This window comes from Streptomyces sp. NBC_00876 (assembly GCF_045207435.1).
Taxonomy (GTDB): Bacteria; Actinomycetota; Actinomycetes; order Streptomycetales; family Streptomycetaceae; genus Streptomyces.
Genome location: NZ_CP108800.1, coordinates 7571774 through 7587309 on the forward strand (window position 1 = coordinate 7571774; position 15536 = coordinate 7587309).

The window sequence follows — 15536 nt, forward strand, 5'->3', positions numbered from 1 at the left end:
ACCGGATGCCATGGCGGCCGGAGTCGGGGGCGCGGCTCAGCGGTACCAGCCGAAACGCTCGGCCATCACCGGCAGCCGGTCGGCGACGACGGCGTGCGCCGCCGCCCGCGGCGTGCTGCCGTCCGCCGCCGCGCGGGTCAGCACGAGATCGATGAGGGCGCGCATCGAGTGCCGGACGTGCGCGAACGCCTCGTCCGCGTCGGCGCCGATGTCGCCGAACAGGGTCCACCACCACCAGGCGTTGGTACCGGAGTTGACGACCACGTCGGGAAGCACCGTGATCCCGCGCCGGGCGAGCAGCGCCTCTGCCTCCGGCAGCACGGGCATATTGGCCGCCTCGACCACCCAACGGGCCCTGATCCTTGCCTGGTTCGTCGCGTCCACGGCATAGGAGACGGCCGCCGGTACGAGTACTTCGGCGTCCTGGGCCAGCCAGTCGGCGGCGGGCAGCTCCCGGTCGGCGGCGCGCAGGGCGCCGCGGTCCACCGCGCCATGGGCGTCCCTGGCGGCCAGCAGCGCCTCGACGTCGAGACCGGCCGGATTGGCGATCGTGCCCTTGATGTCGGCGACGGCGACCACCCGGAGCCCGGCCCGGGACAGAAACCTGGCCGTCGCCCCGCCCATGGTGCCCAGACCCTGCACGGCGACCCGCGCGTCGCCGTGGGCGACCCCGGCCCGGTCCAGCGCGGCGAGCGCGGACTCCGCGACCCCGCAGCCGCCGACCAGCTCGTCCAGGCCGATGCCGTCCACATCGAGGGCGAAGGCGTCGGCCAGCCGCCGGCGGGCCCCGCTCTCGTCGTCGAGCAGCGGGTAGACGGCCTGGACCGTGGAGACGAGACCGGCCTCGGCGGCGGCGCGGTCGACGAGATCCTGGGTGAGCCCCAGGTCCTCGCCGGTGGTCCAGATGCTCTCGATGTACGGACGCATGGCCCGCAGGTAGCGCACCAGGACGCCGTACGCCGCCGGATCGCGGGGGTCGCAGTCGATGCCTCCCTTGGCGCCGCCGAGAGGTATGTAGCGGGCACCGGTCCGGTCCGCGTCGAAGTGGAGGGCTTCCTTCATCGTCATGCCGCGGGCCAGCCCGGCCACCTCGTCCAGGGTGCAGCCCGGCCGCATCCGCAGCCCGCCGCTGGACACCCCGCGCACCAGCCGGTCGACGACGAGATGTCCCTGATGGCCGGTGGTGTGATCCGTCCACGTCAACGAGATCAGTGGGGCGGGCGGGGACACCGGAGGCGTCGTCATGGGGTTACTCCTCGGTCGCTGCGGGGGCGGGCCCGGCGGCGGCTCCGCGTCACCGGGGCCTCTCGCGAGGGCCGGTCCGGGCTCGATTACTGAACCGTCGGTCAGTATCGGGAGGCGGAGGAGTCCCTGTCAACGCGGCCTTCGCCGCGACACCGCCCGATGGCCGGTTCCGGCCGGTGCACAGGCCCCGGCCGGAACGGAGGGCGGGCCGGCGGACGCGGATCCGGATGCGGAATCCTGCGCACGTCCGCAACGTTGGATTCGTCATGACGGGATTCGATGTACGCCAGGACGCGCTGCTTCGCCTGTTCGCCGAGGAGAACAGCGGCGTACTGGTCACACTCAAGCAGGACGGCCGTCCCCAGCTGTCCAACGTCAACCACTTCTACTACCCCGACGAGCGCATCGTCCGTGTCTCGGTCACCGAGGGCCGCGCGAAGACCCGGAACCTCCGCCGGGACCCGCGGGCGAGCTACCACGTCACCAGCCAGGACCGCTGGGCCTGGACGGTCGCGGACGGCACCGCCGAGCTCACTCCGGTGGCCGCCGATCCCGATGACGCCACCGTGGCGGAGTTGATCAAGCTCTACCGGGATGTGCAGGGCGAGCACCCCGACTGGGACGACTACCGCAGGGCCATGGTCAGGGACCGGCGCGTGGTCCTGAGGCTCCATGTCGAGCACGTGTACGGGCAGCAGCGTGGCTGAAGCCGTCCTTCCGGAGCGCCATCCCGTTGGGTGCTCTGCTCTCGCACTGTCGTACCCCCTGTCCATAATGGGACGACACCGACTCCCTCAGGAGATCTTGTGACCGGCGCTGACTCCAAGCTTTCGCTCCGCACCCGGCTGCGCGCGCTGCGACCCGCGGCCTTCGGCGCCGACCCGGCCGGTGCCCGGATGGAGCGCATCCGCCGTTCCCCCAACTTCGCCGACGGGGTCTTCCAGAACCCGGTGGGGGCGCGGACCAGACCGTCCGGGTCCGCCCTGGAGTTCGCGAAGGTCTACTTCCGCAAGGAGGAGCGGGTGCTCAGGGCGCCGGCCGGCACGGTGCCCGTGCACGCCACGACCCTGGCCGACCTCGCCGAGCCTCCCGCGTCCGGGCTGCGGCTCACCTGGATGGGGCATTCCAGCGTGCTCGCCGAGATCGACGGCCGGCGGGTGCTCTTCGACCCGGTCTGGGGCGAGCGCTGTTCGCCCTTCGCCTTCGCCGGCCCCAGGCGTGTGCACCCCGCCCCGCTGCCGCTCGGCGTGCTCGGCCCGGTTGATGTGGTCGTGATCTCGCACGACCACTACGACCACCTAGACCTTCCGACGATCCGAGCTCTGGCGCGTACGGACACCGTTTTCGCGGTGCCGCTGGGAGTCGGTGCGCATCTGGAGGGCTGGGGCGTCCCGCCGGACCGGATCCGGGAGCTCGACTGGAACGAGACCACGACCGTGGCGGGGATCAGCCTCACCGCCACCCCGGCCCGCCATTTCTGCGGCCGCGGTCTGCGCAACCAGCAGCACACCCTCTGGGCGTCCTGGGCCGTCGCAGGTCCCGTGCACCGGATCTACCACAGCGGTGACACCGGCTATTTCCCCGGCTTCAAGGCCATCGGCGCCGAGCACGGTCCGTTCGACGCCACGATGATCCAGATCGGCGCGTACAGCCAGTACTGGCCCAAGGACCGGACGGAGGGCAGGCCGGAGCCCGGCGCGTGGCCGGACATCCACATGAGTCCCGACGAGGGTGTCCAGGCCCACCTCGACCTCCAGGGCAATGACCCGGCGGCGGGCGTCATGCTGCCGATCCACTGGGGGACGTTCAATCTCGCGCTGCATCCCTGGGCCGAACCCGCCGAATGGTCCATGCGCGCCACCCGGGCCGCCGGGGTGAGGATGGCCTCCCCCCGGCCCGGCCAGCCGTTCGAGCCCGCCGATCCGCCGGCGGTCGAGCCGTGGTGGCGGGCCGTGGCCGCCGAGCCGTCGCAGGGATGGGGCAACTGGCCCCCGGTCCACGTACAGCTCCCCGGTGCGGCCGCGACTCCCGCACCCGACCGTGACCGGGACCGCGCGCCCCAGGTGTGACGGGTGGGCGGTCGGGCGTTCCCGCGGTCCTGTCCGCCCACCTCGCGGAGCCGGCCACCCGGCCGGGTGAGCCGAGCCGCTCCGAACCAGGGGCCGGCCGCCGGCCGGACCCGGTCACCCGACCCGCGCGATCCTCGTGCCGGAAGGGCGGCGCCCCTTCACCGGCGACCCACCCGCCCCCCTGCCCGTCCGCACTCCGCAACGGGGCCTCGGGAGCCCCGGATCCATGCCCCGTGATTGCCTCGGGTGACAGCCGTGCGGGGGCCGGGCGGCGGTACGCTGCCCGGAGGGAGCCGGTGCGGCACGGCGGCTCCCGGTGCGACTCCCCTCCACCGCTCGCTGATCCGATGGGCACGGCCGTGGTCGGTATCGGTACACCTCCACTTCCCGAGGGAGCGACCATGCTGCGGGTGTACTTCACGTCGGAGGACCTGGCGCGGGTCCGGGTGGCTCCGGGGCCGGACTTCCTCTGGGAGATCAGCAACAGCGTGCAGACCCTGCAACGACGTGACGGCGAGAGGGTGTTCGGCGCGTGGCGCCGCTGGGTGCGGCCACGGCTCTCCGGCAGTCCCCGTCTGCTCTCCTGCCTGCTGCCCCCGCGCGGGTACTCGCCGGACTTCCTCACCCCCACGGCCGGCGACCGGGCCACACTGCAGGCCTCCGTCGACACCTTGATGAGCACTCCGCGCCCCCGTCTGCGCTCGGATCTGAACCAGCTCGCGTCCTCGCTGCAACTGCCCGGCTGGGTGCGGTCATTGGCCGGAGGCGACACCGAAACCCTGCACCTGCTGGGCGGAGCCCTGCGTACGTACCAGCTGGAGGCGCTCGCGCCGTACTGGCGGCGCGTCCACGCCGACATCGACGCCGACCGCGCCCTGCGGCTGCACAGCCTCCTCGACGGCGGCACCGAGGGGCTGCTGGCGGGACTCGGCCCGCAGTTCCGCTGGCGCGCGCCGGTGCTGGAGGTGACGTACCCCGTCGAGCAGGAACTGCGGCTGCGCGGCCGGGGCCTCGTACTGCAGCCTTCGTTCTTCTGCTGGCCCACCCCCATCACGCTGGCGGACGGGGACCTGCCGCCCGTTCTGGTCTATCCCATCCACCACACCGCGGACTGGGCCGGTCCCGCCGACGCCCGCCCCGGAACGGGGTCCGGGCCGCTGGGACCGCTGCTCGGGCACACCCGTGCGGGCATCCTGCGCGCCACCCGCACCGGCTGCTCCACCGTCGAGGCCGCCCGCCTCCTGGACGTGACCCACCCCGCCGTCAGCCAGCACCTGAACGTGCTGCGGGCGGCGGGCCTGGTCACCACCGTGCGCAGGGCCGGGCGGTCCTTCCACGTCGCGACCGCGGAAGGCCGCGCGCTGCTGGCCGCCGAGGAACGGGCGCGGGGGTAGCGCGGGACCTCAGGAATGACGGTCCGTCAAGTTCACTCGTAAGCCTGAACTTTCGCCGCTTGCGCCGGCAGTCGGGCAGGCGCGACGCTGATCCCGGCCCGTCGCAGACGACTGAGCGCTTCCACGAAGCCGCTGCTTCCCACGAGGCCGCCCCCCCCACCCTCAGGAGCCTTCATGCGCAGGAGACTTGTGTCCACCGCGATTGCCGCGGCCGCCGTCGGAGCCCTGCTCCATCCCGGCACCGCACTGGCCTCGTCCACACCGCACACGCCGTCGGTGTCCGTGCTCGCGAACGGCTCGAAGGCCGGAACGGCCGTCGTCAGCGGACACAACCGGCCGGGCACCCGGCTGACGGTCGATGCCGGACGCACTCAGAGCGCGCACTGGCTGCAGATCGACTACCAGGTCCAGGAGACCGGCTACTGGTGCGGTCCGGCCGCCACCCGTATCGCGCTCTCCGCCCGGATGGCCCCGCCCAGCCAGGGGGATCTGGCCTGGCAGCTCGGCACCACCGAAGCGGGCACCGACCACATCGGTCAGGTCACCAACGTGCTCAACTCGAACCTCGGCGGGGGCTGGTACGAGACCAAGGAGATGCCGAACGACCCGCCCACCCAGGCCCAGCGCGACCTGCTCTGGTACGACATCGTCTTCGACATCGACCGCAACTACCCGCTGGTGGCCAACATCGTGGCCCCGCCCGGCAATCAGCCGCCCGGCTACCCGTCGAACCAGACGATCTACCACTACTTCACCGTCTTCGGCTACGACGAGGTGGACCGCACCGTTCTCATAGCCGACCCCGCCTCCTTCAGCGGCAACCAGATCTACTGGATCTCCTTCGATCAGCTCGCCACGCTGATCCCGCCGAAGGGCTACTCCGCATGAGCGCGAACGGGCCCCGCCCCACCCGCAGAAGCGTCATCAGGGCCGCCGGCGGGATCTCCGCGGCGATGGCTCTGGGAGCCGGGGGAATCCTCGCGTCGGCGTCGCCGGCCAGTGCGGCCGGCGACGGATTCGGACTGCGCATCGTGGACCGCAACGAGGGCGACCCCCGGATGTGGTACTACCGGTTCGCGACCGACGCCATCGGCTGGAACCCGGGGGTGAACGTCCTGCTCCCCGACGGCTACCACACCGGCGGACGCTCCTATCCGGTGCTCTACCTGCTCCACGGCGGCGGCACGGACCAGGACTTCATCACCTTCGACCGCATGGGCATCCGCGACTGGACGGCCGGCAAGCCGGTCATCGTCGTGATGCCCGACGGAGGTCACGCGGGCTGGTACTCCAACCCCGTCAGCTCCAACGCCGGTCCCCGCAACTGGGAGACCTTCCACATCGCCCAGCTGCTGCCCTGGATCGACGCCAACTTCCGTACGTACGCCGAGTACGACGGCCGTGCCGTCGCCGGGTTCTCGATGGGCGGCTTCGGCGCGCTGAAGTACGCGGCCAAGTACTACGGCCACTTCGCCTCGGTCAGCGCGCACTCGGGCCCGGCGAGCCTGCGCCGTGACTCGGGCCTGGTCGGACACTGGGCCAACGCGTCGTCGGCCGCCGTGGAACTGGCCGGCGGCACCGTCTACGGCGTACCGCTGTGGGACGAGGCCAGGGTCAGCGCCGACAACCCGGTCCAGCGGATCGAGAGCTACCGGAACAAGCGCGTCTTCCTGGTCGCGGGCACCAGTCCCGATCCGGTCAACTGGTTCGACCAGGCCAACGAGGGCCAGGTGCTGGCCGGGCAGCGGGAGTTCCGGTCCCTCCTCGGCGCGGCCGGCATCCCGCACGAGTGGTACGAGGAGCCCGGCGGACACGTCTTCCGCGACTACATGTTCCGGCGCGACCTCGACGGCATCATCGCCCGGCTCCGCAAGGCCTGAGCGAACCCGCACCGCCAAGCCCCCTCGACGACCGTCGAGGGGGCTTGCCGTGTGAGTAGGCCGGCACGGTGCTCCGGCTTTCGGGGACACCGCCGTTCGGGTGTGGGTGTCCCTGGTGACCCGCCCTGGAAATCGGGCGCCCGTGCGAGAGGTCATACCAGAGCGGGACGGATGGCGGGCAAGTTCCACAACTGCCCGTCGCACCCTCGCCACAGGCGACTACCGTGTGTGCCCGGTGATCAACGGTGGGCTCATATTCTCCGAGCCTGCCCGGCCGATGACCCGAGAACGACCGACCACCGTAGGTGCCACCACATGAACGCCGATGCCTGGGGCCCCACGTACCGAGGACGCTGATGTCTCAACTTCGCGCACCCGACGCGCGACCGGAACGACGAGAGGGCGGGCGGCACGGCCGACCGGGAGCCCGATCCCACTCGGCCGCGGCCAGACCACGTGCTGCCCGGCCGTCCCCAGAGGCGCGTATACGCCCCCAACTCCTGCGTACCGCAGTGCTGCCGGCCGTCGCCGTCGCGCTCGCCGGTGCCGCGGCCGTCATCTTCACCGCCCGCTCCGGCTCCACCCCGCCCTCCAGGGAGCTCTGGACGGCGCTCGGCGCCGCCGGCGCACTGGCGCTCGCCGCGATGGTGGCCGCCTTCCTGGCCGCCAACCGGGTGGCCACCACGGTCCTCGGCCGCTGCCTGGCCCTGCGCCGGGCCAGCGCCCAGGGCCAGGCCGACCTGCAACGGGTGGTGGAACAGCTCCGCAACGGCGAACCCGTGCCCGCGCGCCGCTCCCCGCAGCCCGTCGCACCCGGCAGCGACGCCTTCGAGCTGCTGGGCCAGGAGCTCGGACGCCAGCAGGAAGCCGCCGTGGCCGCCGTCGTACAGGCGTCCCGGCTGTCCGAGCACACCGGCGAGGACCAGAAGGTGGAGGTCTTCGTCAACCTCGCCCGCCGGCTCCAGTCGCTCGTGCACCGCGAGATCCAGCTGCTCGACGAGCTGGAGCACGAGGTCGAGGACCCCGATCTGCTCAAGGGCCTCTTCCACGTCGACCACCTGGCCACCCGGATCCGCCGCCACGCGGAGAACCTGGCCGTCCTCGGCGGCGCCGTCTCCCGGCGGCAGTGGAGCAACCCGGTCACCATGACCGAGGTGCTGCGTTCGGCGATCGCCGAGGTCGAGCAGTATCCGCGGGTCAAACTCGTACCCCCGATCGGCGGCACGCTCCGCGGGCACGCAGTGGCCGACGTGATCCATCTCCTGGCCGAACTGGTGGAGAACGCCACCGTGTTCTCCGCCCCGCACACCCAGGTACTGCTCCGCGCCCAGCACGTCACCGCCGGTCTCGCCCTGGAGGTGGAGGACCGGGGACTCGGCATGCCGGGGGACGAGCAGAAGCGGATGAACGCCCTGCTGGCCGACCCCGACCAGGTCAATGTCGCCCGCCTGCTCCAGGACGGCCGCATCGGACTGTTCGTCGTCGCCTCGCTGGCCCGCAGGCACGGCATCGCCGTACGTCTGCAGAGCAACATCTACGGGGGCACGCAAGCCGTACTCGTCCTCCCGCAGACCCTGCTCGGTGCCGATGACGGCGCAACCGGCGACTCCGCGGACGCGCCGGTTCCGCCCCCCGGCCCCGTGCACCGCCCGCCGCCCCAGGACGACACCGCGGCCCTCCGGATCCCCGCACCGGCGCCCGCCCCCGAGCCGGAGCGCCGGCCCTTCGTCCCCAACCAGCAGCTGCGGCTGCACCAGACGCCGCAGCAGACCCGGCGCCAGGGCGAGGGCCCGCCGCTCCCGCTGCGCGCCGAACGCCTCGACCGGCCCGCCCCCGCCGAGGCCTTCCCCGGCATCCGGCCCGCGGACGACGCCGTCCCGGCACTCCCTCAGGAGACCGGGGCCGTACGCGGCACCATGGGCCGGCCCCAGCTCCCCAGGCGCGCCAACCAGGAGCACCTGGTCCCGCAGCTCCGGGAGGCTCCCGCCCCGCGGACGGTAGACGAGCCGGTCCTGCACGACCCCGGGCTCGTGGCGGCGTTCCGGCGCGGCATCGATCTCGCCGAGGCGCGGGCCGAGTCCGAGGCGGAGCCGGAAACGGACAACGGCTTCGGGACGGACCCGGGCGTCGGCACGCCGGAGGGCGGTCCGGGCCTCGTGGCAGCGGCCGCACCGGTCAGGGCGCCGCTGGATCCGCTCCCGGTCCGCGGCGCCGCCGCACCCGTGGAACTGCTCCAGGCCGGCTCGTACCACAACGATCAAGACCCACTCGACGCGAACACCACCAAGGAGTAGATGCACCATGGCGACCGAAATGCCGTCCGGTCAGGTCTCGGACCTCGACTGGCTGCTGAGCGGACTGGTACAGCGCGTGCCGTACACGCGCAGTGCGGTACTGCTCTCCGCCGACGGGCTGGTGAAATCCCTCCATGGCATGGACGCGGACAGCGCCGACCACATGGCGGCGCTGGCCGCCGGCCTGTACTCGCTCGGCCGCAGTGCCGGGGCCCGCTTCGGGGACAACGGGGAGGTCCGGCAGGTGGTGGTGGAGCTCGACTCGACGCTGCTCTTCGTCGCCACCGCCGGCTCCGGCACCTGTCTGGCCGTGCTGGCCGGGCGGAACGCCGACGCCGCCGTGCTCGGATACGAGATGACCATGCTGGTCAAGAGCGTCCGGCCCTATCTGATGACGCCGACGAGACAAGCGGCCGGGGTGCCGGGCGCCTCGGGGCTGTGAACATGCCGGCCACGCACGACGGGCCGTTGCTCGACGACGCGGCAGGCCGCCTCATCCGTCCGTACACCGTGAGCAACGGCCGTACCCGTCCTACGACCGTGCTCGATCTGCTGTCCCTGGTGATGGCCACCGGGACCGTTCCGCAGACGCACCTGGGCCCCGAGCACTCGGTGGCGCTGGGCCTGTGTGGCGGTCCCACCTCGGTGGCCGAGATCGCCGCGCATCTGCGGCTGCCCGCAGTCGTGACCAAGGTGCTGCTCTCGGACCTGGTCGACTGCGGTGCGGTCACCGCGCACCCGCCCGCCTTCTACGACATGCCCACTGACCGATCCCTGCTGGAGGCAGTGCTCGATGGCTTACGACGACAGCTCTGACGGCTTCGACAGCCCCGCCCCGTACGCGGGCACCGGAAGCCCCGGACACGTCGGCTACGCGGACGGCTCCGGGTTCGGTGGGTACGCGGACGGACCCGGCACCTCCGGGTACCCGGACGGATCCGGCACCTCCGGGTACCCGGACGGATCCGGCACCTCCGGGTATGCGGACGGCACCGGTAGCTCTGCCTCCGGGTACGCGCAGGCCCCCGGCGGCTCCGAGGGATTTCCCGTCGCCCTCAAGGTGCTGGTGGCGGGCGGGTTCGGTGTCGGCAAGACGACCTTCGTCGGCGCGGTCAGCGAGATCGCGCCCTTGAGCACGGAGGAGCTGCTGACCCAGGTCAGTGCGGCGACCGACAGTCTCGAGGGCATCGAGTCCAAGACCTCCACCACGGTGGCGATGGACTTCGGCCGCATCACGCTGGACGAACAGCATGTCCTCTACCTGTTCGGCACACCGGGCCAGGAACGGTTCTGGTTCATGTGGGACGAACTCTCCCAGGGCGCGCTGGGCGCGGTGGTGGTCGCCGACACCCGCAGACTGGAGGAGTGCTTCGCGGCCGTCGACTTCTTCGAGCGGCGCGGGATCGGATTCATCGTCGCCGTCAACGAGTTCGACGGGGCCTTCCGCTACGGCCCGGAGGAGGTACGGGCCGCTCTCGACCTCGCACCGGAGGTGCCGGTCGTCCTCTGCGACGCCCGCATCGCCAGTTCGGGCACCGGCGCGCTCGTCACCCTGGTCCAGCACCTCATCAACGCCACAGCCGAACCGGCCCCGTTCTCCGGTCACGGAAGCTTCGGAGCCCGTCAGTGACCCCGCATGCCCTGGGACGGCTGCTGCTGACACCCGTCGACCAGGAGGCGGTCGTCCGGACCCAGCGGCTGCGCAGCCTCGGTTTGGGGGAGCGGGCCGACTTCTCGTTCGACAACTTCGACGCCTTCGCCGACCGGGTGGCCGAAGTGACCGACGTGCCCTTCTCGATGGTCAACTTCATCGATGGCAACCGGCAGTTCTTCGCCGGGATGCACACCCCAGCCGGCACCCGCAAGGGCTCGTACCTGGGGGCCACGGCGGCGGGCAGTGGGCGCAACGGCCGGTACGTGGCGCTCGACCACGGCTACTGTCCGCACGTCGTCGTACGGCGCAAGGCGCTGGTCCTGGAGGACGTCTGCGACTACCCGCGCTTCGCCGGCAATCCGGTCGTCGACGACATAGGCATCCGTTCGTACCTCGGGGCGCCGCTCATCGACCGTACGGGTGTCGCCCTGGGCGCCGTCTGCGCCGTGGACACCGTGCCCCGCCCATGGGGACGGGCGGGGCTCGACACGATCAAGTCACTGGCGCAGGAGCTCCTCGGGCACCTCCACCGCAGGGAGGACAACGCCTTCGGACTCTGAGTTCCGCCCGCCGTGCCCGGTGCCGGTCACCGCCGTCAGACCTCGACCGTGCTGCCGTCCAGGAACGTCAGCGCCACCGCGTCGCCGTCCACCCGCACCCGCACGGCCGTACGCAGCGCCTCCGGATGGACACGGTCGCGGGAGAGCACGACGAGCGAGACATGGATGCTCCGGCCGCCCGGATGCGGGCCGCTGCGCAGATACGGGACCGCTGAGTGGGGCCCGTACGCGTTGGACTCGACATCGCGCGCCACGGCGGCCCCTTCGACGCCCCCGTCCCAACCGTGCAGGGCGACCACCGCACTGCTCAGCCCCTCGGCCGTGCGGGCGAGCGCCCAGTCCGGCCCCGACGAGGCGAACGGACTCTGCGCGTGCGCGACAGCGTGGCCGCCCTCCCTGACCACCGCACCCTCGGGCGCGTCGACACGGTGCACCCGGATCTCCCACGGGCCGTGCAGCACACTCGCCGACTCGATCCGGTAGACGCGCTCGTCACCCGGCAGCCGGGCCGCTGACCAGGAAGCGGCGACGCGGCCCTCGCAGCGCAGCGGATGGATGCGGCGGCGCCGGGACGGAGTGCCGTCGGGGGCGATCAGGGCCAGCTGCCCGTCGATGTTGCGCGCCAGGGCGTGCGGTGCGGACTCCGGTGCCGTCGCCGTCGAGTACGTCAGTTTCGCGTAATGGGGATCGTCCTCACCGGCGCCCTCGTCCGGATCGGCACCGGCCTCGATGGCCGTGGCGTCCGGGGCGGGCGGCTGGTGGTCGCTGCCGTGGTTGACCAGCCGGACGATGCCGTCGTGCCGGGTGCCGTGCAGCAGCCAGCCGGGGGCGGGCAGCGCGGTGTACGTGTCGGATTCCTCGACGGGCAGCGGGAGTTCCCGCGCCGTCCACACCTCGTGGTCGGCGGGAAGCAGCAGGCCGAGGAAGCCCTTGCTCGCCCAGTACGGCGACGCCGGTCCGGAGTACGGCTGGGTCGACGGCAGGAAGGTGTCGTACCAGCCGAGGCTCAGCAGCCCCCGCTCGTCCGGCACCCCGCGCTCCGCGAAGTGCCGCAGCGTACCCGAGGCGAGCCGACGGGTCAGCCCGGGCGCCAGCGGGGTGCAGTCGGCCAGCGCGCCCATCCAGACCGGGGCGAGCGCGGCGAACCGGTAGGTGAGTGACCGGCCCTGGTGGACGGGGGCGCCATCGGCGCCGAAGAAGTGCTGGTAGTCCTCCAGGAACCGGCCGAGGCGCTGCCGGTAGGCCGCTGCCCGGCCGCCGTCGCCGTCCGGGCCCGCGATCCGGGCCCACAGCAGCGGGTACAGATGCATGGCCCAGCCGACGTAGTAGTCGTAGTTGCGGCCGTCCCCGTCCGTGTACCAGCCGTCACCGACGTACCAGTCCTCGATCCTGTCCAGCCCCTCCTCGATGTCCGAGGAGCTGTACGGAGCACCCACCGAGGCGAGGAACTGCTCGGACACCACCTGGAAGAGCCGCCAGTTGTTGTCCCAGGTGCGTCCGCCGACGAACCCCGAGAACCAGTCGACCACCCGTTCCTGTACCCGTGCGTCCAGCCGGTCCCAGATCCACGGCCGGGTCTCGTGCAGCGCTACCGCGACCGACGCGGCCTCCACCATCTGCTGCGAACAGTCCGTCAGACGCGGCCACGCCTCCCCGCTGCCCGGGTCCGTACCGGCCGCGAGCCCGGCCGCGTACCGCTCGGTCAGCGCGGGATCGACCGCTCCGCGCGCACCCGCGATCCGGCAGGCGGCGAGCAGGAACGACCGGGCGAAACCCTCCAGCCCGTCGGAGACGACCCCGGACCAGCTGCCCCGGCCGGGCAGCCGGTACTGAGCGAATCCGGGGGTCGCGTACGGCGTCAGCGCGTCCAGCATCCGGTCGGCCGTCGCCTCCCAGTGCGCCCGGGTCCAGCCGGTACGTGAAGACAGGATCCGGTCGGTCGGCGGCAGCTGCAGATACGGCGGGACGGACATGGTGGTGCTGCTCCTCGGGGTCGGTGCGGGGTGGTTACTGGATGAGTTCGGCGCGGTGGGTGTGACCTCGCGAGCCGCCGACGGCGACGGTGAGGACGGGCCTGCGCCCCGGGGCGAGGGTCACGGATTCATCGGCGTCAGCCAAGGTCCTTACCCGGAACGGGAGTTCGACCGTGAGAGCGGTCTGGGCCCGGCCCGGATCGGCCACCGCGACGGACACCTGTGCGCCCCGCCGCCGTACGAGGACCGTCGCCGGACCGGACACGGTGATCCCGGCCGCCGTGCCGGCGCCCCAGAAGTGAACGGCCGTCAATCCGGTCCTGCGGTCCTCCAGGGCCTGCGCGGTGGAGTCGTTGGCGATGACCCGGACCGGCCTGGAGTGCGACCACGCCGCGGTGGCCGCCGCCGAGGCGCCGGGCAGCAGCACGTAGGCGTATCCCGCGTCGGTGGGGGAGATGCCGTGGTCCGTCCAGAGGGTGAGGTAGCGGCGGGTGACGGGATCGGCGCTGCCGCCGGTGTCCGCCCCGGTGTTGATCGCCCGCCAGGTACCGGTGCGCTCCTCGCGCAGGGCGTGCAGAGCCGTGCCCTCCGGCAGGACGTACCCGCCGACGCCGTCGATGTGCGCCCACCGGGCCCCGCCGAACGTATGGGCACTGCCCTGCTGAACGGGCAGTGGCACACCGTCGACCAGCAGGCGGTTGCGGCCTTCCGCACCTAGGTTGCGGTTCTCGATCACCGTCTCGACCGTCCGGCCGTCGCCCGCCGTGATGCCCGCGCCGAGCGCGACCACCGCGTTGTCGAGCAGGAACCATGACTTCCTGGCCCGAAGGGTGCTGCCCGGGGCGCCCATGACCTCCATCGCGGCGGCCCCGTACCGGCCGTCCAGTACCGCACCGCCCGCGACGGCGTTCGCCGGCCGGTAGGTGGAGGTGCCCGCGCCCGTGCCGAGATCGTCACGGGCCCGGGTGTCGACCGTGGTGCCCGGGAGGCGGTACGGGTCGACGGTCGGCCAGAAGCCGTCGTTGTACTGCCCGAGGTCGTCGCCGTCGTACAGGTACGTCATGCCGTCGCCGGTGTACCAGCCGTGCAGATTCTCGCCGTTGCCCGCCTCGTAGGCGGAGATCCGCTTGGACGAGAGCGACAGTGTGCAGGCCCAGCCGGGGCGGCGGTGCACGACGCGGTCCATGTCGGCGAAGACGAAGCTGCCCGTGGTCCGGGCTCCGGCACGGATGGCCGGGTCGTTCAGTACGGCTTTGGCCAGGGCGAGTTGGGGGAGGGTGGCCAGAGCGGCGAAGGGAGCGGTGCGGTTGCGGGTCAGCCAGCCCTTGGCCAGCGCCCGCCAGCGGTCCGCCCGGTCGGCCGGTGCGCCGGAGGCGAGGAGGAGGATCGCCGCCACGGCCGTCGCGCCGTCCCGGTGGTCGCCCGCGCGCTCCCGGGACACGGCGCGCCCGCGGACCGCGTCCATCATCAGCCCGTCGAAGACCACCGGTGCGAAGCTGCGCTCCACGGCCTCGTACATCACCGAGACCTTCGGATCGGCGACCGCCCAGGGGGATCCGGCGAGGAGCGAGAGCAGATACGCGGCGCCGCCGAGCAGCACGGTGCCGTACGAACCGGTGTACGCGACCACGTCGTGCTGGACGAACGAACCGTCCTCGTAGAAGCCGTCACCCGAACTCGTATACCGGAACAGGCTGTTGCGTCCGGCGTCGCGCACATCGGAGAGTGCGTCGCGGGCGGACGCCACCTTGTCCGCGTCCTTGCCGAGCAGTCCGCGCAGCGCGACGATCACGGCCTTGTCGGTGCGGTTGGCGCCGGTCTCGGACAGGGCGGGGGAGTTGGTACGGCGGTCCGCGTCCGGGCAGAAGCGGTCGACGACCGCCAGGTAGTCCGCGAGATCCCCGGCCGGCAGCGATCCGCGCAACAGGACACAGCAGTCCATCAGGGCGCGTGGCGCACCGATCTCCCAGAACCACCAGTTGCCGCTCTCGCGGGCGTCCGGGCGGTAGGCGGTGTCGTACGTGAACCGCAGCGCGGACAGCAGCGCGACGGCCGTCTCCGCACTGCCCGACATGGAGGTCCCCGGGGTGGCCCAGGCGGTCGCGAGCGTGCGCAGCCGCGTATAGCTCTGGCCGAAGTTCCCGGGGTCGGTGACGGGGGCCAGATCGGGCCACAGCGCGGTGCGTCCGGCGCCGCGGTCCAGAGTGTCCCAGAGGCCCTTCGCCGTACGGTCCAGCGCGGCGAGGCCGGCGGCGAAGTCGGGGTCCGACGGGTCGAACGCGCCCCCGGTCAGCAGGGTTTCGGCCCGGGACAGCAGTACGTCGAAGTCCTCGCCGGTACTCTGCGCCGCACTCCGTGCCGGTTCCGCGGCCCGTGCCGCACCCGTGCTCAGGACTCCGGACACGGTCGCGCCGCCCGCGGCGATCAGCGTCCTTCTGCTCAGCTGCATGGTGACTCCCTTTCCCGC

13 protein-coding genes are annotated in these 15536 nt (G+C 72.3%); 10 read left to right on the plus strand and 3 right to left on the minus strand.

From position 1 onward, the window contains the following. Nucleotides 1–36: 36 nt before the first annotated feature. On the minus strand, nucleotides 37–1245 hold the full coding sequence (locus OG782_RS33150) for a Glu/Leu/Phe/Val dehydrogenase dimerization domain-containing protein (RefSeq protein ID WP_406457379.1): 1209 nt from the start codon (nucleotides 1243–1245) through the stop codon (nucleotides 37–39). A gap of 266 nt (nucleotides 1246–1511) precedes the next feature. On the opposite strand from OG782_RS33150, the gene OG782_RS33155 reads away from it, so the two are divergent. From OG782_RS33155 to OG782_RS33200, 10 genes are all read left to right on the plus strand, one after another. Further along, nucleotides 1512–1952 (plus strand): PPOX class F420-dependent oxidoreductase, encoded by a 441-nt coding sequence (locus tag OG782_RS33155; RefSeq protein ID WP_406457381.1) that lies wholly within the window; start codon nucleotides 1512–1514, stop codon nucleotides 1950–1952. Nucleotides 1953–2051: 99 nt separating this feature from the next. Next, the gene (locus OG782_RS33160; RefSeq protein WP_406457383.1) at nucleotides 2052–3314 is read left to right on the plus strand and encodes an MBL fold metallo-hydrolase; all 1263 of its coding nucleotides are present in this window, start codon (nucleotides 2052–2054) and stop codon (nucleotides 3312–3314) included. A gap of 401 nt (nucleotides 3315–3715) precedes the next feature. After that, a complete protein-coding gene (locus OG782_RS33165) occupies nucleotides 3716–4708 on the plus strand; it encodes an ArsR/SmtB family transcription factor (protein WP_406459406.1) in 993 nt (330 codons plus the stop codon). A gap of 174 nt (nucleotides 4709–4882) precedes the next feature. Further along, nucleotides 4883–5596, plus strand: a complete 714-nt coding sequence (locus OG782_RS33170; RefSeq protein ID WP_406457385.1) for a C39 family peptidase — start codon at nucleotides 4883–4885, stop codon at nucleotides 5594–5596. Then, entirely contained in the window at nucleotides 5593–6588 is a 996-nt protein-coding gene (locus tag OG782_RS33175; protein ID WP_406457387.1) for an alpha/beta hydrolase, read from the plus strand. Before OG782_RS33170 ends, OG782_RS33175 begins: the two co-directional genes overlap by 4 nt. A gap of 356 nt (nucleotides 6589–6944) precedes the next feature. After that, the gene (locus OG782_RS33180) at nucleotides 6945–8882 is read left to right on the plus strand and encodes a sensor histidine kinase (protein WP_406457389.1); all 1938 of its coding nucleotides are present in this window, start codon (nucleotides 6945–6947) and stop codon (nucleotides 8880–8882) included. 7 nt (nucleotides 8883–8889) lie between these two features. Next, entirely contained in the window at nucleotides 8890–9324 is a 435-nt protein-coding gene (locus OG782_RS33185) for a roadblock/LC7 domain-containing protein (protein WP_406457391.1), read from the plus strand. A 2-nt stretch (nucleotides 9325–9326) separates the two neighbouring features. Beyond that, on the plus strand, nucleotides 9327–9698 hold the full coding sequence (locus tag OG782_RS33190) for a DUF742 domain-containing protein (RefSeq protein WP_406457393.1): 372 nt from the start codon (nucleotides 9327–9329) through the stop codon (nucleotides 9696–9698). A gap of 244 nt (nucleotides 9699–9942) precedes the next feature. Next, nucleotides 9943–10512 (plus strand): GTP-binding protein, encoded by a 570-nt coding sequence (locus OG782_RS33195; RefSeq protein WP_406459407.1) that lies wholly within the window; start codon nucleotides 9943–9945, stop codon nucleotides 10510–10512. After that, the gene (locus OG782_RS33200) at nucleotides 10509–11096 is read left to right on the plus strand and encodes a GAF domain-containing protein (RefSeq protein ID WP_406457394.1); all 588 of its coding nucleotides are present in this window, start codon (nucleotides 10509–10511) and stop codon (nucleotides 11094–11096) included. The genes OG782_RS33195 and OG782_RS33200 overlap by 4 nt, the downstream gene beginning before the upstream one ends. A gap of 35 nt (nucleotides 11097–11131) precedes the next feature. Here OG782_RS33200 and OG782_RS33205 read toward each other — a convergent pair whose 3' ends face one another. Then, nucleotides 11132–13069 (minus strand): DUF2264 domain-containing protein, encoded by a 1938-nt coding sequence (locus tag OG782_RS33205; protein ID WP_406457396.1) that lies wholly within the window; start codon nucleotides 13067–13069, stop codon nucleotides 11132–11134. Between the two features lie 34 nt (nucleotides 13070–13103). Further along, a complete protein-coding gene (locus OG782_RS33210) occupies nucleotides 13104–15518 on the minus strand; it encodes a polysaccharide lyase 8 family protein (RefSeq protein ID WP_406457398.1) in 2415 nt (804 codons plus the stop codon). Between the last annotated feature and the right edge of the window lie 18 nt (nucleotides 15519–15536).

Coding starts and splice junctions, on each gene's coding strand:
- OG782_RS33175 (WP_406457387.1), top strand. CDS start 5,593: ATGAGCGCGAACGGGCCCCGCCCCACCCGCAGAAGCGTCATCAGGGCC.
- OG782_RS33190 (WP_406457393.1), top strand. CDS start 9,327: ATGCCGGCCACGCACGACGGGCCGTTGCTCGACGACGCGGCAGGCCGC.
- OG782_RS33165 (WP_406459406.1), top strand. CDS start 3,716: ATGCTGCGGGTGTACTTCACGTCGGAGGACCTGGCGCGGGTCCGGGTG.
- OG782_RS33170 (WP_406457385.1), top strand. CDS start 4,883: ATGCGCAGGAGACTTGTGTCCACCGCGATTGCCGCGGCCGCCGTCGGA.
- OG782_RS33155 (WP_406457381.1), top strand. CDS start 1,512: ATGACGGGATTCGATGTACGCCAGGACGCGCTGCTTCGCCTGTTCGCC.
- OG782_RS33180 (WP_406457389.1), top strand. CDS start 6,945: ATGTCTCAACTTCGCGCACCCGACGCGCGACCGGAACGACGAGAGGGC.
- OG782_RS33210 (WP_406457398.1), bottom strand. CDS start 15,518: ATGCAGCTGAGCAGAAGGACGCTGATCGCCGCGGGCGGCGCGACCGTG.
- OG782_RS33205 (WP_406457396.1), bottom strand. CDS start 13,069: ATGTCCGTCCCGCCGTATCTGCAGCTGCCGCCGACCGACCGGATCCTG.
- OG782_RS33185 (WP_406457391.1), top strand. CDS start 8,890: ATGGCGACCGAAATGCCGTCCGGTCAGGTCTCGGACCTCGACTGGCTG.
- OG782_RS33150 (WP_406457379.1), bottom strand. CDS start 1,245: ATGACGACGCCTCCGGTGTCCCCGCCCGCCCCACTGATCTCGTTGACG.